Genomic DNA, 22562 nt, shown 5'->3' with positions numbered 1-22562 from the left:
GGTGCGCGCGGTAGGGGTGTAGCTCAATTGGTAGAGCACCGGTCTCCAAAACCGGCGGTTGGGAGTTCGAGTCTCTCCGCCCCTGCTTTGCCGTTAATTAATTCGGTGATTTTCATTTGGCGAGCGACACGGGGGTTGGCTTCTCGCAGGGTGCCGACCAGGTCGGGTAAGGAAGGTCTCTAGCCAAGACGGCGGCCGTTCATGCTCCAAGCCGCAAGCAAACGCAAAACGACTGTACTTGGTGTCATAATTTCCGAGCTGTTTCGGACGACGCTGTACAAACGCACACAGGGGCGCGTCGTTCGGCAGAGTACGTTCGCAGCGATTCTGGCGATGGGGATCTTCGCGGCCTGGAGGCTGGAAGGGACTTTGGGTTCCTGGGGGTTCGATACCGAGGTGAGACTCGGCATCCCGATTCTGTTGGTGGCTGCCGTTGGGTGGTTCGCCTACCGTCTGATGAACGTCCCGGTTGTGGCCGACTTCCTGATCGCTGTGGAAGCTGAAATGAGAAAGGTGACATGGCCAACGAAAAACGAACTCATCAGAAGCTGTGTCGTGGTTTTGGTAACCATGTTTTCGTTGGCGTTTTGTCTGACCATATACGACTTTGTTTGGGCCACGTTCCTTCGCTGGCTTGGGGTTCTTTAAGTTTGTGGGGTGTCTCCAGCGCAACCTGTGAATACCTGAATCAAGCTTTTTGAGTGGGGTGCCCCTGGAAGGTATCTTCGGGAATCCATATATTGAAGTTTTTCGCCCAAAAACGGCATACGTGTCCACTTGCGGTGACGCATGTTTTCGGATGAGGTCCCTTTAGAAGAAAACGCGATGGCGGAAAAGCCCAGTCCGGCTGAGGCGGACTGGGGACCGGAAGGCACAATGCCGGCCGAGGCCGGGTCCGAGCAGACGCCGCAAGCCGTGGGCCAGCCGGAGGGGACGGAAAGTCGAGCAGCGGAAAACCAAGGGGTCGGCGAACAGCGATCGAAGAAAACCCGGCGACGGGCCAGGCCGGAGACGGCAACGGCTTCGGGCGCGGGAGCTGAGAGCGAACCGCAGAAAAGTTCGCAGATGGCCTGGTATATCGTCAAGGTCCAGACCAATCGCGAGGACTCCGCGTGCGAGGCCCTCAAGCGGCGGATTAAGGTGGCTGGGCTCGATCAGTACTTCGGCCAGATCATTGTCCCGGTTGAGCGAATTACGGAGGTCAAAGGCGGAAAAAAGCGGGTGGTGCGGCGAAAGCTGTACCCAGGCTACATTGTGGTGCAGATGGAGTTGAATGACGATACCTGGTTTCTGGTAAGGGAAACCCCAGGTATCGGAGACTTTACGGGCGCGATCGGGCGTCCAACCCCGCTTCTCCCGCACGAAGTTAATCGTATTTTGGCAAAGCTCGCAGAAGAAAAGGCGGAGGACGCTCCTAAGTTGAAAATCGGTTGTCGGGTGGGCGATCGGGTGAAAATCAACGAAGGACATTTTGCGAATTTTGAGGGAGAGGTGTCGGCGGTGGATGAGGCCAATGGGCGTGTTACCGTGATGATCAACATTTTTGGGAGAAGCACGCCTGTGGAGCTTGAATACTGGCAGGTGGAGCCTGCGGCGTGAGAGTGCCCGCCTTGGAGAGTTGACCGATTTCTCCGGTTTATCAATCAAATCCTAATGCGAGATCAATTCGTCTCAGGTAATATCGTTGGCTAGGGTAGTAACGGAATGGCAAAGCAATTAGTTGGTACAGTCCGCTTTTGTGTGCCCGGCGGTCAGGCGACGCCTGCTCCGCCTGTGGGCACGTCATTGGGACGATTCGGAATCAATCTGGGTCAATTTGTTCAGCAGTTTAACGAGCGAACGCGACAATACCTTGGATTACGAATTCCGGTCGTTGTTCGGGTGTACAACGATCGCTCGTTTGAGATGGAGACACACACCCCGTTCGCATCCGACCTCTTGAAGCAGGCTGCCGGAATTGCGAAGGGCTCAGGAAACACCCCGAAGGAGAAGGTAGGGAAAGTCACCCGGGCTCAGATTGCTGAGATAGCTAAAGCGAAAATGGCCGATTTGAGCGCGCGAGATTTGGAGCACGCCTGCCGCATTATCGAAGGAACGGCCCGCAGTATGGGGCTGGATGTCGTGGACTGACAAGCTCTGCACAGGGGTCAGTGTGGAGGCTGGGCCGCTATCAAAGGTATAAAGATCGGGGAAGTTCAGTTAACCTGTAGGAATTAGCTGCCAACATACCGCCCCATCGATCACGGCGTACGGAGTGGTCAGAGTTGAGGGCGGGAGAGCTCGGAAGGGTTCGCAAGATGGCAAAGCGGTCGAAAAGGTATCGTGCACTTGCGCAAAAGGTACCGGGGAAAAGTCCGTTACCTTTGGAGGAAGCAGTCAAGCTTCTGAAAACTTTCAACAATACGAAGTTCGATCAGACCGTTGAGGTCGCCATTCGCACCGGCATTGATGCCCGACAGGCAGATCAGAATATCCGCGGGTCGGTGGTATTGCCGCACGGTCTTGGCAAGCCGGTGCGGGTAATCGTGTTCGCCAAAGGTGATCAGGCTGACCAGGCCCGGGCGGCCGGCGCTGACGAGGTGGGCGGGGCGGACCTGGCTGAGAAAATAAAAAATGGATGGCTGGATTTTGACGTGTGCATCGCGGCACCGGATATGATGGGCGTTGTGGGGCCTCTTGGGAAGATTCTAGGGCCGCGGGGATTGATGCCTTCACCCCGAGCAGGCACTGTCACTCCGGATGTGGGGCGAGCCGTGCGGGAATACAAGGCCGGAAAGGTTGAGTTCCGGAACGATAGCAGCGGCAACATTCACGCACCGGTCGGCAAACTCAGCTTTGACGAGCAGAAACTTGTCGAAAATATCAGAACGTTTGTCGAACACATCCAGGGGATGCGGCCAGCCAGTTTGAAGGGGCAATTTATAAAAGGAGTGACGATTTCCGCGACGATGTCTCCGGGCATTCGAGTGGCAGTTTGAGCGTTTGTTGTTGGGTATCCTTTCCCCGTAAATCCGGCGCACGACGCATCGTAGGAAATAGGTTTTGATGAGTTCCTGGAAACAATGAGCAAGTACGTCAAGCAACTGATCACCGAACATTACCGGCGGCGGCTCGAGGGAGTGGATTCCGCTGTCCTGGTGAATGTAATTGGTTTGGATGCCAACAGGACGCGACGCCTGCGTAAAGAGCTTGCCGACAAAAACATTCACCTGATGGTCGTGAAGAACACGCTGGCCGCTCGGGCGTTCCGGGGAACGCCGCTAGAGAAGGCGTTTGAGAACGTCTCAGGGCCGACGGCCATCTGCTGGGGTGGTGAAGACATCGTAAGCCTCGCCAAGGAGGTTGTGAGATTTGCGAAGGATGAGGATTTCGCTCCCTTCACTACGAAGGGCGGTGTGTTGGAGGGAGAGCCTCTCACTCCCCAGCAAGTAGAGGAGATCAGCAAGTGGCCGTCGCGTCAGGAACTCCTGGCGCAACTGGCAGCCCGGCTGATGGGGCCAGCTTCCACATTGATGAACGCTCTGGCGGGACCGGGCTCAACTCTGGCTGGGCAATTGAAGCAGCTTGCGGAAGGCGAAAAGGCCGGTTCAGAGGAGGGCTCTGGGGCGGCAGCGGGAAGCGCTTCGTGACGTGTGTCGGCCTCGGGGCCACTGAAAAAGCGAAGCGGATCTTTAATGGGAAAACGTGGTTCAGGTTTTGTATCAGCGAAATAACGGGTTTAAGTGATTGGCTAAGGATTGGAGTGACCGATGGCAACCGACGCACCTGTACGTGAATTCAGCCAGAAAATTAAAGAACTGGGTGACGCGATTGTGGCGCTGCCCCTTAAGGACGTGAAGGAGTTGAACGATTATTTGGAAATCGTTCATGGGATTAAGCCAGCGGCTGGCGGAGTTATGGTGGCGGCCGCCCCAGGTGCCGGGGCTCCTGGCGCACAGCCCGCCGCAGCCGAGAAAACCGAATTTGACGTCGTTCTTGAGAGCTTTGGCGCCAACAAGCTGAAAGTGATCACGGCTGTGCGATCCCTTCTGCCAGGAATTAGCCTGGCCGACGCCAAGAAGCTCGTGGAAAGCGCTCCTTCGAAGATCAAAGAAGGCGTCAGCAAGGAGGAAGCGGAAAAGATCAAACAGGCCCTGGAAAAGGAAGGCGCTACTGTCTCCATCAAGTGAAGCCTGTGGGCTTGGTTCGTCTTCACCGGCAGGGAGCCGGGTTGCGTGCGATGGGGTTATGTTAACGGGTGGGCGGTGGTCGTCGCGTCCCGTGGGAGGTGTGGCTTCGGAGAGGCGGAGTGGTAGTCCGCACAGTTTTCCGCAAAATGTCCTATGGGAGCTCCATGCTCGTAACGAGTCTGGGCCGAGTGATGGGTGCGCGCGCTGTCGCTGTTCTGTGACCAGACCGCTGCTCGGTGCCAGCTCGTTTATTGTTTTCTTGGGGCCCCATTGATTGGTTGTCACTCTGGAGGGTTCAACGGCAATGGCAGTTCCGGCCCAACGTCGTCTTGAAATTAAGGAAGTTCGTCATTTCGGCAGCCGCCGTTACGATTTCCCGATCCCAGACCTCACTCAAATTCAGACCAAGGCATATGAGAGATTTCTCCAGGCCGATGTTCCCTGGAACAAGCGGAAAAATGAAGGGCTAGAGGCGCTCCTCCGCGAAACATTCCCTATTGAAAACCTCGATAAGTCTCTGCGCCTGGAATACATCCGGTACGAGTTGGGCAAGCCTCGGTATACCCCTGAGGAGTGCAAGCAACTCCGCTTGACGTACGGACGACCGTTCCGCGTCTGGCTGCGGCTCAAGAAGGATCAGCCTGTTGAAGAAGAGGTCTTTCTCGGCGAAATTCCCATCATGCTTGGCGGTGGGGAGTTTATCATCAACGGGGCCGAAAGAGTGGTGGTCAGTCAGCTCCACCGCAGTCCTGGGATGGACTTCATCGAGGACAAGGAGGGCGACCGCAAGGTTTATAGCTGCCGCATCATCCCGGAGCGGGGAAGCTGGATCGAGATCATCCTCACCAAGCGGGATACGCTGGCTGTCCGAATCGACCAGAGCAACAAGTTTCCCGTGATGACGCTGCTCCGGGCGATGGATCCGAAGTTCAGCCAGAACTCGGATATTATCCGTGCGTTTTATGGCGACGTGATCAAGGAAGAGAAGATCGCCTCGCGAGCGTCGGCGTCGAAAATTAAGGAAAAGGTTGCGGTTGAGGATATCGTCTATCCACCCGAAAGTCCGAACGCCGGGGAAATCATCGTGGAATGCGGCCAGGTCATCACGGAGAGTGCGGCCGAGCAAATTTGTACCTCCGGATTGAAGAGCGTCTGGGTGATGCCGAATGACCGAAATCGGCTGATCCTCGATTCCTTGGCCGAAGACCCGACCGCCAGCCACGAGGAAGCGCTGCTGCGGATTTATCAGAAGCTCCGGCCAGGGAATCCACCGCAACTGGAGCGGGCCCGAACGCTATTCTATGAGCGGTTCCGGGACCCCGGCCGATACCGCCTGGGGCGGGTGGCACGGTTCCGAATCAACCGCAAGCTGGGGCTCAATGTGCCGGAAGATGAGATGGCCCTTCGGGCGGAAGACCTCATCGCGGCGATCAAGTATCTGGCTAGACTTCGTGCCGGAGATCCCACAGCGGAACCCGATGATATCGACCATCTCGGTAATCGACGGGTGCGGACAATTGACGAGCTGGCGTGCGAGGAGCTGCGAAAAGGCTTTTTGAAGCTCCGGCGAACGGTTTCCGACCGAATGAATTTCAGCGACGTGGCTGATATGACGCCGCGGAGTCTCATCAATCCGAAAAGCGTTTCCGCGGCCATCGAGTATTTCTTCGGACGCGGGGAGCTTTCTCAGGTCGTTGACCAGACCAACCCGCTGTCCATGCTGACGCATGAGCGGCGTTTGTCTGCCCTGGGGCCCGGCGGTCTGAACCGCAAGCGGGCCGGCTTCGAAGTACGCGACGTACACGCCTCGCACTACGGGCGGATGTGCCCCATCGAAACCCCTGAAGGTACGAATATCGGATTGATCTCCAGCCTGGCTATTTACGCCAGCCTTGATGAATACGGTTTCTTGATCACCCCGTACCAGGTTGTGAAAAATGGCGTCCTCCAGGATGAGATCCGCTGGCTCCGTGCCGACGAGGAGTTCGATAGCTATCTGGCGCCCGCAGATGCTCCCGTGAAGGATGGCAAGATTCAGGGTGACACCATCGTGGCCCGACACCGGGGAGACTTCAAATTGGTTCCCGTTTCCAAAATCCAGTACATGGATGTTTCCCCGGCTCAGATCGTGGGCGTTTCCGCTGGGTTGATCCCCTTCCTGGAACACGACGACGCCAACCGGGCATTGATGGGCTCCAACATGCAGCGGCAGGCTGTGCCGCTTTTGGTGACCGAGCCGCCGCTCGTCGCAACCGGACTGGAAGGAAAAGTTGCCGAAAACTCCAGTCTTGTGGTCCGGGCTCGGCGTGACGGAACTGTCACCTACGTGGACGCTAACCGAATTGTGATCGATAACACGGATGTTTATCTTCTGCAGAAGTTCGTGGGATTGACGGAAAAAACCTGTCAGAATCAAAAGCCCATTGTGAGGGTGGGCGACAAAGTCAAGAAAGGGCAGATTATCGCCGATGGAGCTGCCACGTGCCAGGGTGAACTCGCCCTGGGGCGAAATGTCCTTGCTGCGTTCATGTCCTGGGAAGGTTTCAACTTTGAGGACGCGATCATCATCAGCGAAGAACTCGTCCATAACGATGCGTATACCTCGATCCATATCGAGGAATTTGACGCTGAGATTCGCGAAACCAAGCTGGGTCGCGAGGAGTTCACCCGCGATATTCCCAACGTTAGCGAAAAACAGCTTCGCAATCTTGATGAGAACGGAATCGTGCGGGTGGGGACCCATGTCAAGCCGGGCGATATCCTGGTGGGTAAAGTGACGCCCAAATCTAAGACCGAACTGACGCCCGAGGAGAAACTCCTGCGAGCGATTTTCGGCCGGGCGGGTGAGGATGTAAAGAACGACTCCCTGGAAGTCCCTCCGGGGGTGGAAGGAATTGTCATCCATACCCAGAAGTTCGCCCGACGGACAAGTCTCTCCGAGGCCGAACGCGAGGAGTATGATCGGGCAGTGAAACAGGCGGAAGCCGAAGGCAATGCACAAATTGCTGCGGCTTTCACGAAACTGATTGAGGCTTTGGAACAGGCACTTGGGCAGCGGATTACGGATGAAGATGGTATGCCGTTGCTGGAAGGCAAGGAGCATCGTTACATTGCGGAACAGGCACAGCGATTCCAGCTTGACCGCTTGGAAATCCGCAGTGCGCAGAAGCGCGCAAAGGCTGAGAAAGTTTATGCAGAATTGTGGCCGGCGGTGGAGGCAGCCATTGATGCTCGCGATCGCAAAGTGAACTCGCTAAAGCGGGGCGACGAGCTGAAAAGCGGCGTCCTCCAGATGGTCAAGGTGTACATCGCCACGAAGCGCCACATTTCCGTGGGCGACAAGATGGCCGGTCGTCACGGGAACAAAGGGGTTATCGCCAAGATTTTGCCCAAAGAAGACATGCCGTTCCTGGCCGACGGAACGCCGGTGCAAATCCTCCTCAATCCACTTGGCGTGCCCAGCCGTATGAACGTCGGTCAGATCTTGGAGACGCACCTCGGTTGGGCGGGAGCCAAGCTGGGATTCCGGGCGATCACGCCGGTCTTCGACGGCGCGAACGAAGAGCAGATCCGCCAGTGTTTGAAGGAGGCCGGTCTCCCGGAAAACGGAAAGGTAACACTGTACGACGGGCGAACCGGAGAACCTTTCGAACAGAAGGTAACGGTGGGCTACATCTACATGATGAAGCTCCACCACCTGGTGGATGACAAGATTCACGCTCGGGCGACAGGGCCGTACTCCCTTATTACGCAGCAGCCTTTGGGGGGAAAAGCGCGGTTTGGTGGACAGCGCTTCGGAGAAATGGAAGTGTGGGCCTTGGAAGCCTATGGATCGGCTTACATCCTTCAGGAACTGCTGACTGTAAAGAGCGACGATGTGGAAGGACGGACCAAAATCTACGAGGCCATGGTTAAGGGAGAAAACACCCTGGAAGCGGGAACACCGGCCAGCTTCGACGTGCTGGTCAACGAGATTCGTGGATTAGCGCTCAATATGCAATTGGAAAAAGGTCCGTCCCTCTGATGAGCTGGAGGGAAAGGAGGCATCCGTCCGCGGCATTGGCTCAAAGGAGGCAAGAAACCGGGTGGCTTTACGGGTTGAGGGTCGGTGGTCCATCTGTGCGGCAAAATAAGGAGTGTGAGCGGTGAGTTACGCCGAAACAACCTACGAACGTGTTAACGATTACGTGGCGGTCAAGATCAGCCTTGCTCGTCCCCACGATATTCGAAGCTGGTCCTTCGGCGAAGTGAAAAAGCCGGAGACCATCAACTATCGCACGTATAAACCCGAACGCGATGGGCTGTTCTGTGAGCGCATTTTCGGTCCCGAAAAGGACTGGGAATGTAGCTGCGGCAAATATCGCGGTATGAAATACAAGGGCATGGTCTGCGACCGCTGTGGCGTCAAAATCACGCACAGCCGGGTCCGTCGCAAGCGGATGGGGCACATCGAGCTGGCTAGCCCGGTGGTGCACATCTGGTTTTTCAAAGCCCCACCGAGCCGGCTGGGCACGCTCCTCAATATGAAGGGTACCAGCCTAGAGAAGATCATTTACTACCAGGACTATGTGGTCATCGACCCCGGCGATACGCCGCTTCAAAAATACCAGTTGCTCACTGATGAGGAATATCGTCAGGCCCGAGCCGAGTACGGTGAGGGGGCCTTCCACGCCGATATGGGTGCGGAGGCCATCCGCAAACTTTTGATGGACCTCGACCTTGTTCAGTTGTCTCGGGAGTTGCGGGCGGAACTGGCGCAGACCACGTCGAAACAGAAGCAGAAGGAGCTAATCAACCGCCTGAAACTCGTGGAGGCCATCCGCGACAGTGAAAATCGTCCGGAGTGGATGGTCCTGGATGTCATTCCCGTTATTCCGCCCGACCTTCGCCCGCTGGTGCTTCTGGAATCCGGTAATTTCGCCACCAGCGACCTGAACGATCTCTATCGGCGGATTATCAACCGGAATAACCGGCTGAAAAAGCTGGTGGATCTGAATGCCCCGGAGGTGATCATCAAGAACGAAAAGCGCATGCTTCAGCAGGCGGTGGATGCGCTTTTCGACAACGGCCGGTGCAAACGACCGGTGCTCGGTTCGAGCAATCGGCCTCTCAAGTCGCTAACCGACATGATCAAGGGTAAGCAGGGGCGTTTCCGCGAAAATTTGCTTGGCAAGCGTGTGGACTACTCCGCACGAAGCGTGATCGTGGTTGGTCCTACGCTGCGGTTGCATCAGTGCGGCTTGCCGAAGCGCATTGCACTGGAACTGTATCAGCCCTTCATCATCCGCCGACTCCGCGAGTTGCAGCATGCGGATACCATCAAAAGCGCCAAGAAGATGATCGAGCGGCGGGATGAGGAGGTGTGGGACATTCTGGAAGAAGTGATCCAGAACCACCCGGTATTGCTCAACCGAGCACCGACACTCCACCGCATGGGCATTCAGGCGTTTGAGCCGGTGCTCGTGGAAGGAAACGCCATCAAGCTCCATCCCCTTGTGTGCAAGGGATACAACGCGGACTTCGATGGGGACCAGATGGCGGTGCACCTCCCGCTGTCCGTTGAGGCCATTGTGGAGGCCCACACCCTGCTGATGTCCTTCCACAACATCTTCAGCCCGGCTCACGGTAAGCCGATCATCAGCCCGTCGCAGGACGTGGTCATGGGATGGTATTACCTGACGTTGGACACCATTCCTGACCGCAAGGGTGACGATATGGTGTTCTCCTCGCTGGACGAGGTGGAGCTTGCGTACAGCTTGGGCAAAGTGGACACCCATGCCCGCATCCGCGTTCGGCTGCCACAGGATATGTGGGTGAAAGGCCGTTACGACTTGCCGCCAGGATCGATCATTCAGACCACGGTGGGTCGGGTCATTTTCAATCGGATCCTGCCCAAGGGAATGCAGTTCTACAACGAAGTGATGACTTCGAAGAAACTGTCAGAGGTCATCTCGGACTGTTACGAGCTCTTGGGTCGGCCCGCCACGATCGACCTCCTCGACACGATGAACCGACAAGGATTCTACTGGGCGACTCGGAGCGGCCTGAGCTTCGCAACGGATGACCTCCTCATGCCCCCCAATAAGAAGAAGGTGATTGAGGAGGCGGAAAAAGAGGTCATTAAAGCCGATAGGGGCTACCAACTCGGCGCGATGACGGAAAACGAAAGAAAGAACAAGATTCTGGACGCCTGGACGGTGGCCCGGGAAACAATCACTCGCGAGCTGGAAAAGCTGCTTGAGAATGACCGACGTTACCCGGGCTACGTCAATCCCATTTACCTGATGGCTAAGTCCGGTGCTCGGGGAAATATCGAGCAGGTTCGGCAGCTCGCAGGAATGCGCGGTTTGATGACCAAGCCCTCCGGAGAAATCATTGAGACGCCGATCAAGGCGAATTTCCGCGAAGGGCTGTCCGTTTTCGAGTACTTCAGCTCGACTCACGGTGCTCGAAAGGGTTTGGCGGACACCGCATTAAAGACGGCCGACGCGGGTTATCTGACCCGTAAGCTCGCCGATGTGGCGCAAAATGTAGTGGTGACGATGTACGACTGCGGCACAACCCAGGGTGTCACCAAGAGCGTGATCCATCGTGGTGAAAAGGTCGAAAAAGGGCTTGCGGAATCGATCAAGGGCCGTGTCAGCCGCCACAACATCGTGAACCCCATCACCGATGAGGTGATTGTCCGTGAAAACGAGCTCATCACTTCTGAGATCGCCCGAAAGATCGAGGAACTGGGGCTGACAAAGATCCAGGTCCGGAGTCCGATGACGTGCGAGGCACCGCTGGGTGTCTGTGCCCTGTGCTACGGCATGGACCTCTCCACAGGCCGATTGGTAGAAGAAGGGCTGGCGGTGGGGATTATCGCGGCGCAAAGCATCGGCGAGCCGGGGACGCAACTCACGATGCGGACGTTCCACATCGGAGGTACGGCAGCCCGCGCTCTGGAGGAAGACTCTGTTAAAGCTACACGTGAGGGGTACGTCCGTCTTGTCCGGGTCAACGTTGTGACTAACCCGGAAGGCATGGACGTTATCGTATCGCCCAGCGGGCAGGTCATTATTGAGGATGAGAAGCACCGGGAGTTGGAAAAGTTCGACGTGCCCAAAGGTGCATTCCTCCTGGTGAAGGAAGGCGAAAAGGTGGCCCCCGGTCAAATCATCTGCCGCTGGGAACGGCACAGTATCCCGGTGATCGCCGAACGTGGTGGCCGGGTGCGGTTCGAAGACCTCGTCGAGAACGAGACGCTCCGTATTGAGCACGATCCGACCACCGGGGCGGAACGTCTCTTCGTTCTGGAGTACCGGGGCGATTATCAACCGCAGATCGTTATTGAGGATCCGCAAACCGGCAAGATTGTTGAGTACCAGTATCTGCCGGAGAAAGCCCAGATCCTTGTGCGCGAAGGGGATATCATCCAGCCTGGTACGTTGCTGGCAAAGCAGCCTCGCGACGTTATTCGCACCCAGGATATCACCGGTGGTCTGCCCCGGGTGACAGAAATCTTCGAGGCCCGACGGCCTAAGGATCCCGCCGTCATCGCCGAAATCAGCGGGTACGTGGAAATTCTCGGCGAAAAGCGAAAAGGTGGACGACGCACGATTGTCATCCGCAGCGAGAGCGGAATCGAGCGCGAGCACCTGGTGGGACCCGGCAAACACCTTCGTGTCCACACCGGCGATTACGTTCAGGCGGGTTACAGCTTGGTGGAGGGTCCGCTCGACCCCCACGAAATCCTGCGGATCTCCGGCGAGGAAGAACTTCAGCGATACCTTGTGCAGGAAATTCAGAGCGTTTACCGCCAGCAACAGGTGGACATCAACGACAAACACATCGAAATCATCGTCGCGCAGATGCTCCGTAAGGTGAAGGTCATGGAAGGGGGTGACACCGGGTTGCTGGAAGGAACGCTCATCGACAAGTTCGAATTCCGACGCCGCAACGCAGAACTCGCCAAGTGCGTGAAGATCGTCGATCCGGGCGATACAAATTATCACGAAGGTGAAATCGTTCCGCGCGAGGTGTTCGAACAGCAAAACGCTCAGGTGGAAAGCCGGGGTGGTCGGCCGGCGAAGGCTGTAGCGCCCACGCTTGCCCGGGCTTCAGTGCAGTTGCTCGGTATCACCCGTGCCGCCGTGCAAAGTGACAGCTTCATTTCGGCAGCGAGCTTCCAGGAAACGACGAGGGTACTTACTGAGGCAGCGCTCGCTAGTAAAGTCGACAGGCTTGTCGGCTTGAAGGAGAACGTCATCCTGGGGCGTTTGATCCCGGCCGGTACGGGGTTCCGCAAGTATCAGGAGGCTGAGGTGCGTCTGCGGCCGGAAGCCCTCGAAAAGCTGGCCGCCCGCGCCACGACACCGAGCACCCACCGTTACGCACTCCTGGAAGATATCCCCGCTCCTGGATCTCAGCCTGCGGAATCGGCGGCCCAGGGCGACGGGGGGACCCGGAACAGCGGTGTGCAGCTCACATCCCCAGGTGATGGGGGATCTGGCCAGAGCGGCGCCGTTTCACAGTCACCGGCGGGCCAGGGTGATGCACCGGCCAACTGAGCGAACCGACTTCCTTCCCGTTTGAGATCGACGCCCGTGCTCAATGTCGAGCCCGGGTTTTTTTATGGTGGCTCTTTCTTCCTGCCCTACACTGCCCCGGCTGCGTTTTGGAATATTCTGCAGCCGCGCCGTATGGACTTGGGCTGAGTATGGGAAATCTCGTCAATAACGCTGGGGCCCCTTAGCCCGATCAATCCGAGCCGGACTGTGTGCCCACGTGTCTTCGGATATGTTCGAGAAGGATATCGACGACTTGGTCCACGGAAAGGCCGTCGGTAGAGATTTCAATGGCATCGGGCGCTTTCTTAAGGGCACCGAACGGACGCCGTGCGTCTTGCTCGTCCCGCTCCAAAAGTTCTTTCAGGACTTTCTCATAGGAGGTGTCGATTCCTTTCATTTTGAAATCCTGCCAGCGTCGCCGGGCCCGTTCCTCTGGCGAGGCAACGAGAAAAAATTTGACACGCGCATCAGGGAAAACGAGTGTGCCCTGATCGCGCCCTTCAGTGACGAGGGACTCCCGGGATGCGATGGCGCGTTGCTGGACAATGAGAAACTCGCGGACGAGCGGGACGTCGGCCGCGCGACTGGTTTCGCGGGTGATCTCGGGAGAACGTATTAATTCCGAGACATCTTCTCCATTGAGCAAGACGCGATCTTGTTCTACACGGAGTTCGATTGATTGGAGCAAACGCCGAACTTGTTCATCGTTTTGCCAGTTCACACCCTCTCTGTAGCCGGCCAGTGCGACCGCTCTGTACATGGCGCCGGTGTCCAGGTAGCGAATGCCGAGCTTTTCGGCCAGCTTTTTAGCGACCGTACTCTTTCCCGCTCCGGCTGGACCGTCGATGGTAACAATCAGGGGTTCCCAAGATTCATGAGCGGCACTGTCATAGCAGGAAGCCGACGGTTCCATGTCCACTCTCTCTTTTCCTCCCATCACGTTGTTTGGGCACAGTGGTCCTGCTCACTCGCGCCGAATAGCTTCAAACCGCAATTCCACCTCCACTGTCTGGAATCGTCCTAATTGGATGTGGGCCGAATCCCCGTCCAATGCCAGCGGCTCGACAATCTCCCCCAAGCCGTCAATCCGATAAGCGGCGGACAAAGTCCGACACGTCTGAATGGTGACAGGACCGGCCCGCCCTTCTGTTTCGGTCAAAGCAAGCCGCAGGCCCACCAGGTGATGCCCCTCCACAACAGGTTGGAGCGACGATACCACCACATTGCGCACATCCAAGGTGAGCCACCAAGCGGATTGAGGCACGCGCGGCGCCGTCGCCACAGAGAGCAGGACGGGTGGCTGCAAAAGCTGTAAAGCGGCGTGCAAGGGGTATCGGATGTCCAGGCCGACGCCCAGTTCGAAATCCTTTGCTTCCTCTCCTCGTACGATCAACAGGGTGTCGAGTTTGCGCGGTCCGACCATCCGGTGATAGGGTAATCCGGGGCAAAGGAGCGTGATCGTGTGATGACCCCCTGTCACCTGATTGAAATACAGGCTTTCAAACCGCTCACGTTCCGTGTCAGTTCGAGACCATCCGAGTGAGCGCGAAAGCGTAGCCGTTTCATCGTTCCAGGCAAAGCGACAAGCATAATAAGACGCCCAGGGATTGGAATCCGGCATTCGCCGCGGTTCAAGCTGGATGCGGATTCGAAAGAATGGCAGATGCGCCGGGGCACTGACAATCTGAGTAAACCGAGCAATCGTTTCTCCCTGTCGATCGACGAGACGGCCTTCGCTTTGAATGGCAGGTTCTTCCCGAGTTGAAGGAAGGTAACGGATGGTCTCGGCAATCATACGGGAATACTCAGCCTCCGGATCCTGTGTGTCCGCGTCAAGCATCGAGCTGCCAAGCCGCATCCCCAATCGCTGAGCCAGGAGGTTACGTCCGTAGGGAAGGGGGTAAATACCCTGAATACCGCCCGTGAGCTTGTCCACCACCAGACGGGCGGTCTCGTTTTCAATCACCCATTCTTCTTCCGAAGGTTTTTCACTCGCCTTCCCGAACAAGCGACGCCACCAGGACTCAAGCTTTTGGGATTGCTTGGCCGACTCTACCGCGTACGAGCTCGATGCCCAGGCGTAACCGAAGGAAGGTATCGGGAATGTCGCTGGTTTCGGTAACTGTTCGGGTGAACTCTTTTCGCAGTTTTCACCAGTTTGTCGGCACACATATCCCCGAGCTGAGACGCAAGACAGGTTGAGCCAAAGCACACCAGTTTCCCCGAATGCAGCAGACGATTGTGGCAGGAGCGCCATCAAAGAGTCACACGCGTTACGTCTCAGCGCGCTGGCGCGCTCCGGCCATTGTGGATCGAAAGTGGATTCCCTTTCGTTAATCACAGCATCCGCGTTTTGCCACCCGAGCTCGGCGGTCTCGCAGAGTTTTTGTGAAAGCTCATCCCAAACACCAGTGATCAAACCCCGAATGACGGCCAGGGCAGCCAGTGCGTCCGCCTCCGCACATTGTCGAACGTACCGGATCCATTTGGAAATCGGCCAGGAAGATGACCCCGCCACATCCTGAGCAAGGTAGGGCGGCCGATATTCATCCGGTTTGTGAAAGACGCGGGCACCTACGTATTGCGTGTTGCGGAAGTATTCCGTCATGGAGGAAAAGCGACCCAGAACTGGAGAATACTGGGCAACTCGCTTCAGCACAGAATACCACGGCGAAACCTGAGACGGCCAATGAGCGAAGATAATGGCTGCGGCGTGGTCCAGATCGAGCATCCGACCGATTGTTTCGCCCAGTTTCAGGAACGTCGCAGGCCGAGAGGCGTCGACGGGCACTCGCCCCACGCTGTCGATGTCGTTCTCATCAAGTCCCTCCCATCGCAACTTGCTTTGATTGCCCACCGGGAACTTGCCGTCGTCCAGGGCAAAGTGGAGAGCTCCTTCAAAGCGAAAATGGGAAAGAAGTCCCGGCAACAAGGGCGTCAGCCCGAATCGGCGTTTCCCGTAAATAGGAGGACGGGTTTCCAGGATTTCATTCCAGGTGTTCAGCCCCCGCCGAAAAGATCTCAAAAGTGCGGGTTGGGGAAGGATCGCACTGACGGATTCATCTTCTTCTCCCCCCAGTGTGACGACATGTCCCTCAGCAAGGACGGACTTGAGCACTGCAAGCGATTCCGGCTCGCGTTCTGCCATGTATCTCAGCAGGTGGCCGGTGGTCAGTAGATTGACGCACTGGAAGCTTTCCAGTTCCCGCCGCAGCCCGGCGCCGAGCGTTGTTTCAGCCGTCAGGGTGAGGTCAATGAGATATGCCTGGACTGGATAAAAGTACTCACGGGATTCGGTGAGTAGATCGAATCCCCGTTGAAGCTGTTCGCGGGCCTCTTCTGCCTTGCCCATGACGGCGGCCGCTGCCGCTTTGAGGGCGCTCTCCCGGAAGCGGATTTCATCGAGATTACTCATATAGCGGAGTTGACGCGTCATCAACTCCACCTGAAGGTACGCAAAGCCCAATGCGATAAAGTCATCGACAATATCTTGAGGAACGCCCTGTAAAAGTCCGGGTGCTGCCTGTTCAATGGCTTGCCACAGGCCGGGCAGATCTTTGAATCGGCGGATCACGGTAACCTGATCCGCGGGCAGGTCTGCCAACCACGTGCTGGGAAGATTCTTTTCGGAACACTCGGGGATAATGATCAGGGCCTGATCCGGCGCGAGCGGTGGGTCGTAGGCCCGTTCCCAACGCGGGAGCATCTGCGTTCGGTGCAGCAGGACCGGATGGAAAAGGCCACACCATCCTGCAAGGATTTCCTCCGATTCGTCGTCATTTCTGCTGACCTGAAAATCTTCCAGGCTGTAGCACGGCAAAAGGATGATGGTCTGTTCGATATTCGGCATGATTCTGCTGCCACACAACGAAAGGCCATAATCACCTGTTGGAGAGGACAGAATATCTCCAATATACACAAATCAGGCGCGCCACGTTGGCTGCCCCACGGATGCAGGGCCGATTATCCGCACGTGACTCCGGGACATTCCGAACGGATCATCTTCGCCGGTGGTGCGGGTACTGGAAGGCTTTCATGAGGAATTTGATAAGAAAATACCGCAAGTTACCTGCCGGGTGCTACTGAAACCTGGCAGCGGGAGACGCTCAACGTATGCGTACAAAGGGCAGTCGTCTGGTCAATCCAGCCAGTCCCCATCTCGCAATCGTTGTGGCGCATACACCTCTGTGACGTAGCTGATGTCCTTGGAAATAAGGGCTTCGACCTCGAGCTTGAAGCCGTTATCGAGCAGCTTCTTTATTTCGTCCTGCCAAGCTTTCTTATGCTTGAACCACGGATATTCCATGATCTGCTTGGCCCGTTTGCGGTCCGCTTCGGTGAGGGCAATGGTGACAGACTCTGAAAGACCGCAGCGTTCGAAGTCAAACGATCGAAGTCCGAGGAACCGTGCTTCCGGAATCGCCATGCGCTGAGATTCATACGCCAGATTGATCGACCCCTGCTTGATCACGCTGTAAATGTAATACCCCCAGGGGTCGTTATCCAAAAGGCAGTAGACCGGCAGCCCCAGTTCATAATGGAGCCGGTGCAGCAACCGCCGAACGCCACGGGGTGGCTGACCCATACCATGCGTGAGAATGCACTTGTGCTTTTTCCAGAACTTGTCCTCGTTGAAGCGCCGCCAAACAGTGTCTTTTTCAACGTGGAGGACAAACTTGGCGTCACATTTGACGAACTGGATGACGTTCGGTTCAACGATCGAAGGAATCGCATAACCGCCAGATCCCATGCGGGTGCAGTCGATCTCATCTCCGCTGTCCACAATGGTGATTTCCCCGACCATGGCCCCCCGGTTCGTGGCGTACACATGGAGTTCTTCGCGAAGGGCGTTCAGAGTGACCTCGACATCTTCAATGATCGGGTCGCATTCCTCCTGTGTGGCGAACGTTTCCTCCTTGGTTCCTTCGATGGTGTGCTTAAGGAGGTAGAACAATCCACGGATACTAGTCGTCTTCCCCTGCTCGATCAGTCGCTTGCACCCACTTGCCACGAGCATTGTCTGCATATAGCTCTTGGCCTGGGCAAGGTTGAACAGGTGACGACGGTTCTTGGCCTTGCCCATCTCAATGAATCGTTTTTTCTTGTTGAAATACACGTTAGAGAGTGTCCGCGCGGGGATGTCGATATACGGATCTTTGCGTGCCTTCGCAGCCTGGATGACATGATCCGCGAGGGACTGGATCCGTTCCAGGGTCCGCTGATCCCGTTCGTCTAGGGCCACTGCTGTTGTGATGGCCTGTTCCTCCTGATCGGCTTTCTTTTTTTTCTTGGCCATGGGACTCACCGTCTATCCCATTCATGAACTGTGCTGTGTAACTTTTTCCTTATTTGCCGTCCGTCAATTTCTTTAATGTACGTGCGAAAAAAGAGCCGGAAAAGGCCGACTTTCCGCCGCCCTTTCCGGCATGGGATTTCTTTCGGAATATTCGGTCCTCGTCAGGGTTCGGTTGCTCCCACGTAGTTAGGACCAGCGAATCCCCATCATTGGCCTTCGGCGATCGGCCAATGGTTACACGAAATCGGGTTCCGATGTCGGGGTTTCTCAAGCCTCCTGGATGACCGACCAACCGAGTTTGTCAGCCAGCGCGAAGACCGCCTCTTTGAGGTCGCCGTACACCGTCACCCGGTGCCAACCCCAGGCGTCCCACTGAGTAAATAGTTTTTCGATGTCGCCCACGGGTTCGCCACACAGTTTGGTGCGGCAGGCACGGTCGTCGAGAGAATTCCCAACGCTCTTGGCCTGGTGGAAGAGGATCTGTTTGCGTTCTGGTGCCAATTCGACCGTGGTCGTCATGTAACCTTCGGGCATGAGCGAGCGCACAGAAGCTCCCTGGCGATCCTCGGAATGGGTGAGGATCTGGAACGGATTCGCCGGACCCTTGGGGCCGAACACCCTGTTGGACGCAACGCAGTGCGCGTAGATAATCTGCCGCTTGGCCGTATCGATCACAGGGTCAGAGATGAAGCCCGGTCGCCCCTGCGTCATGGCCGTCATCACCACCATCGTGATCGTGGATCGCAGATCGCACTCGCAGGCACCGATCAGCCCGCTGTTGTTTAGTTCGTAATATCCCAAGCAGGGATAGGCGTGAATATGGCCACCATAAAAACCGCCCAGGCAATTGATCGTGATTGCGTTCGCACCGTGGGCTTGCAAAAGGGCCTTTTCTGCCAAATACATGGCCGCTGACTGTTCCAGGGTTTCTCGAGACACACCTTCTATCAACGCGGCGGTCTTTTGCCATCGGTCGGCAATCTCTCGGGCCTGATCTTTATCCGCGGTCTCCCAGGCCTTGTTCAACTCCTCAAATGGTATTGAGATCACAGGCACTCCCAGGTCTTTCTGAATGGCATTGGAGATTCCCGGCCAACCCCCTCCCACGGCAAGTATTTTGGCTTCTTTGACAACCTTGAGCGTATCCTCCGGTGACAGTGGGTTCACAGGATCCGGTAGGGATGTCAGATCACCAGGGGCCGGTGTCTTCTCACGCCGGATCTTGGTGACTGCAGCGACAAAATCGGCAGCTGAACCGCCGTTTTTCACAATTTGGAAACAGCGAGCGGCTGCCACATGGTCGTCCATATTGGACGATGCCACAAAGGCCACATTTGGCTTATTCTGGCGAAGGAAGCTCGCCGTGTACACGAGAAAGCCACCGCTTCCCCCAAACTGGAAGTCAACGTAGAGCACCGGCTTGCCCGTTTCCGCAATTGTCTGCACGACACGATTCCAGCAATTCATCTGGTAAACGATGTAACCGTCGGGCGGATTTGCTTTGTCTTCCTCGACAATCTTCGCGGCCGCTTCCGGACCGTTGGCCATGGCAGGTAGGAAGTCCATGTTCGGGCAGCCGTTTTTGAGTGTTTGTTCGATCCGAGCCATCACCGGGCGAAAGTCAAAGCCTTTATTGGGCCAGTCGGGACCTTCCTGCACAGGACCGTGAAGAGCAAAGATCAACCGTATCCGCAAGCGGCTAGGTTCCTCCCCGTAGGATTCCCGCGGAGACGGCCGAATCACAGACGCCGCAGCGGCGCAGGCGGCGCATCCAGTGAGGAAACGCCTTCGTGTGAGACAGCAGGCACACCCACCGGAGACAACAGAGAGCTCGGTGTTCATAGTTTAGTCCTCCCGTCAGCGTGGTTGAGCAGTTAGGCAAAAACACTCGCAGCCGTTCCCGCTTATGGCAAAGTTGCAGGACAACGGTAGCAAAGCGATCCGTAACGGGGATTGGAAGCCGTCACCGAATCTGCCGTAAACAATGACCTCCGTGGTCATGTTTAAGCTAACCACTGCACCGGAAGAATTCAAGCAGAAACCTGAGACGTTTTATGATGTTACTGAACATGGGGGAAACGGTGTCTTGTGAGGGCTGAAAATCGTTGGTCCAATATTTGGCGCTTGGCTGACTGGGGTACTGGTAGAGGCCTGTCCCGTTCATGCCCTTTGTTTCCGTCCGATCCGTCACACGAAAGAGGAGACGCCAATGCGTGCCCAAAAATGCCATCCTGGACGCTTCGCCTTGTGGGGGCTGGTATTTATGGGTGTAGTTGTCAGTGGCAACATGGCCTTTGGACAACCGCGGCCGGAATGGCGGCCGCTGGGGCCTTTGCCGGGCGACGCCATGTTGAGCCGGTACTTCGAGCATGAGGTCGCCATCCTTCGGGACAACTGTCTGTCTGAAATTAAAACGCGAGCGGACTGGGAGCAGCGGTGTGAAGAATACCGCCGTCAACTCCGCGAAATGCTGGGACTCGATCCGTGGCCAGCAAAGAGTGACCTGAAAGTGACGATCACAGGCACGATTGATCGGGACGACTTTCGCGTGGAAAAGCTGTACTATCAATCCCTTCCCGGATTGTACGTCACGGCCAACCTATATCTGCCCAAAAACGTTACGGAGCGGGTGCCTGCCGTCCTCTATCTCTGTGGTCACTCTCAGGTGAAGGTTGATAACGTCAGCTACGGTAACAAGACGCATTACCATTTTCACGCTGTTTGGTTTGCGCGGCATGGATACGCCTGCCTTGTTCTCGATAGCCTGCAACTGGGAGAAATCGAGGGTATCCACCACGGGACCTATCGCTACGGAATGTGGTGGTGGAATAACCGGGGCTATACACCCGCGGGAGTTGAAGCGTGGAATTGTGTGCGGGCGATTGACTATTTGCAGTCTCGGCCTGAAATCGATCCGGAACGGATTGGTGTCACTGGACGCAGCGGGGGTGGCGCCTACAGTTGGTGGATTGCCGCGATCGATCCACGCGTTAAAGTGGCAGTTCCCGTGGCTGGTATCACCGATCTGCAAAACCACGTCGTGGATGGCTGTGTGGAGGGTCACTGCGATTGCATGTATTTCGTGAATACATACCGCTGGGATTTTCCAATGGTCGCAGCTCTAGTGGCTCCCCGGCCGCTGTTAATTGTCAATGGTGATCATGACCCTATTTTCCCGGAGGATGGGGTTCGCAGAGTTTATGAAACAGCGCGGAAGATTTATCGGTTGTACGACGCTGAGGATAAAATCGGCATTTTTGTTACCAAAGCGGCGCATGATGATATTCAACCAATTCAGGAGGCCGCTTTCCGCTGGATTGATCGTCATCTTTTGGGCAAGGAGCGCGAAGTCTATGATCCTGTGGAAAAGGTTTTCACGCCTCAAGAGCTCAAGGTTCTGGAGGAGATTCCCGAAGATCAACTCAACACAACAATTCACGAGCATTTCGTTCCCGCGGCACCAATTGTCTTTCCGGAGAACGCGGCACAATGGCTGGAACTTAAGACTCGGTGGATGAATCTTTTAAGAGAAAAATGTTTCAGGGGCTGGCCGAGCAACATGCCCCCGCCGGCCTGGAACAACGCTAAGGAGGCGGAGGCTGACGGAATCCGTCTGGCAAGGGCGGAACTTTCGGTTCAGGATCAGATCGCTCTGCCAGTTTATTGTCTTTCCGCCGCGGAGGGGACGCCCAGGCGAATAGACATGGAGTTGCTCGACGAAAATGATTGGAACCGGTGGCTATCCAGTTTAAAGGTGCGTTTCTCTGAAATTCTCAGCCAGGACCTTGTGACTGATGAAGAGAAAGGCCTGCAGGGGAGCGAAGAAGCGTGGCAGAACGTGAAGTCACAGTTAACAAGCTCGCCCGGTACCTTGCTGATCCTGTTACTCCCACGAGGTATCGGCCCGACGGCCTGGAATTCTGATGCGAAGAAACGAACTCAGATCGAACGGCGATTTATGCTCATCGGTCAAACCAGCGACGGAATGCGCGTCTTTGACATCATCCGGGCCATTCAGGCAGTTCGCAGGCAGAACACGTGGAAAGGGTTAACCCTAACGATCAAAGCCCAGGGACGTTTTGGAGTCCTTGCGTGCTATGCCAGTGTTTTCGAGCCAGTGGACAAACTCATCCTGACAGAAATTCCGGCGACCCATCGCAACGGACCCTATATCCTCAACATATCGCGCGTTATGGAGGTCCCGCAGGCCGTCTTGCTGGCTGCCGATCGAAATCGCGTTGAGGTGAAGACGCAGATGATGGAGGACTATCAGGCTCTAGTGGCCGCGGCAAGGCGTCTCGGCTGGTCTGAGGACAAATTGAAGGTGAGCCCGACGCAGTGAAGCAACGTGTGGCTGAATAGAACATTAGAGAACAGCTTCCACTCGCGCGAAGAAAGTATCTTTTTCGTGTGATGCGGTTGCCGCACTTCCTGGCTGTTACAACTCGTCGCCCTGTGAGGCAACAGCCTGGCGGTTTGGTTTCGGGCAAAGGTCATCTGAAAGAATCCTTGTCACGTTGACCGATAATCGGAGGTGACCTAGAC

At 56.3% G+C, this 22562-nt stretch carries 13 protein-coding genes and 1 tRNA gene; 10 read left to right on the top strand and 4 right to left on the bottom strand.

The features are described from left to right. Window positions 1-12 precede the first annotated feature (12 nt). From ABJK56_RS05990 to rpoC, 9 genes are all read left to right on the top strand, one after another. Window positions 13-85 (top strand) — tRNA-Trp (locus ABJK56_RS05990). A gap of 116 nt (window positions 86-201) precedes the next feature. Then, window positions 202-648, top strand: a complete 447-nt coding sequence (gene secE / locus ABJK56_RS05985) for a preprotein translocase subunit SecE (RefSeq protein ID WP_347243753.1) — start codon at window positions 202-204, stop codon at window positions 646-648. Window positions 649-789: 141 nt separating this feature from the next. Then, complete coding sequence (nusG, locus tag ABJK56_RS05980) at window positions 790-1599, top strand: transcription termination/antitermination protein NusG (RefSeq protein WP_347243752.1); 810 nt, start codon at window positions 790-792, stop codon at window positions 1597-1599. 105 nt (window positions 1600-1704) lie between these two features. Further along, window positions 1705-2130: a 50S ribosomal protein L11 gene (gene rplK, locus ABJK56_RS05975; RefSeq protein ID WP_297029235.1), complete on the top strand. Its 426-nt coding sequence runs from the start codon at window positions 1705-1707 to the stop codon at window positions 2128-2130. A gap of 167 nt (window positions 2131-2297) precedes the next feature. Next, window positions 2298-2978, top strand: coding sequence for a 50S ribosomal protein L1 (rplA, locus tag ABJK56_RS05970; RefSeq protein ID WP_347243751.1), 681 nt, complete (start codon window positions 2298-2300; stop codon window positions 2976-2978). Between the two features lie 84 nt (window positions 2979-3062). After that, entirely contained in the window at window positions 3063-3629 is a 567-nt protein-coding gene (gene rplJ, locus ABJK56_RS05965; protein ID WP_347243750.1) for a 50S ribosomal protein L10, read from the top strand. 120 nt (window positions 3630-3749) lie between these two features. Further along, entirely contained in the window at window positions 3750-4169 is a 420-nt protein-coding gene (gene rplL / locus ABJK56_RS05960; protein ID WP_347243749.1) for a 50S ribosomal protein L7/L12, read from the top strand. 304 nt (window positions 4170-4473) lie between these two features. Continuing rightward, window positions 4474-8193, top strand: a complete 3720-nt coding sequence (gene rpoB / locus ABJK56_RS05955; protein ID WP_347243748.1) for a DNA-directed RNA polymerase subunit beta — start codon at window positions 4474-4476, stop codon at window positions 8191-8193. A 121-nt stretch (window positions 8194-8314) separates the two neighbouring features. Then, window positions 8315-12721 (top strand): DNA-directed RNA polymerase subunit beta', encoded by a 4407-nt coding sequence (gene rpoC / locus ABJK56_RS05950; protein ID WP_347243747.1) that lies wholly within the window; start codon window positions 8315-8317, stop codon window positions 12719-12721. Window positions 12722-12911: 190 nt separating this feature from the next. On the opposite strand, the gene cmk is transcribed toward rpoC, so the two are convergent. From cmk to ABJK56_RS05930, 4 genes are all read right to left on the bottom strand, one after another. Then, window positions 12912-13634: a (d)CMP kinase gene (gene cmk, locus ABJK56_RS05945; protein ID WP_347243754.1), complete on the bottom strand. Its 723-nt coding sequence runs from the start codon at window positions 13632-13634 to the stop codon at window positions 12912-12914. Between the two features lie 51 nt (window positions 13635-13685). After that, window positions 13686-16571, bottom strand: a complete 2886-nt coding sequence (locus ABJK56_RS05940; RefSeq protein WP_347243746.1) for a hypothetical protein — start codon at window positions 16569-16571, stop codon at window positions 13686-13688. Window positions 16572-16859: 288 nt separating this feature from the next. After that, entirely contained in the window at window positions 16860-18017 is a 1158-nt protein-coding gene (locus tag ABJK56_RS05935; RefSeq protein ID WP_347243745.1) for a DNA topoisomerase IV subunit A, read from the bottom strand. 267 nt (window positions 18018-18284) lie between these two features. Then, window positions 18285-19859, bottom strand: coding sequence for a twin-arginine translocation signal domain-containing protein (locus ABJK56_RS05930; protein WP_347243744.1), 1575 nt, complete (start codon window positions 19857-19859; stop codon window positions 18285-18287). A 367-nt stretch (window positions 19860-20226) separates the two neighbouring features. Between ABJK56_RS05930 and ABJK56_RS05925 the strand changes: the two genes are divergently transcribed. Continuing rightward, complete coding sequence (locus tag ABJK56_RS05925; protein WP_347243743.1) at window positions 20227-22359, top strand: acetylxylan esterase; 2133 nt, start codon at window positions 20227-20229, stop codon at window positions 22357-22359. Window positions 22360-22562: the final 203 nt, after the last annotated feature.

The organism is Thermogutta sp. (assembly GCF_039793925.1).
Taxonomy (GTDB): Bacteria; Planctomycetota; Planctomycetia; order Pirellulales; family Thermoguttaceae; genus Thermogutta.
The sequence above is the reverse complement of the archived record's forward strand: the minus strand, read 5'-3'. Positions and strand labels throughout refer to the sequence as shown.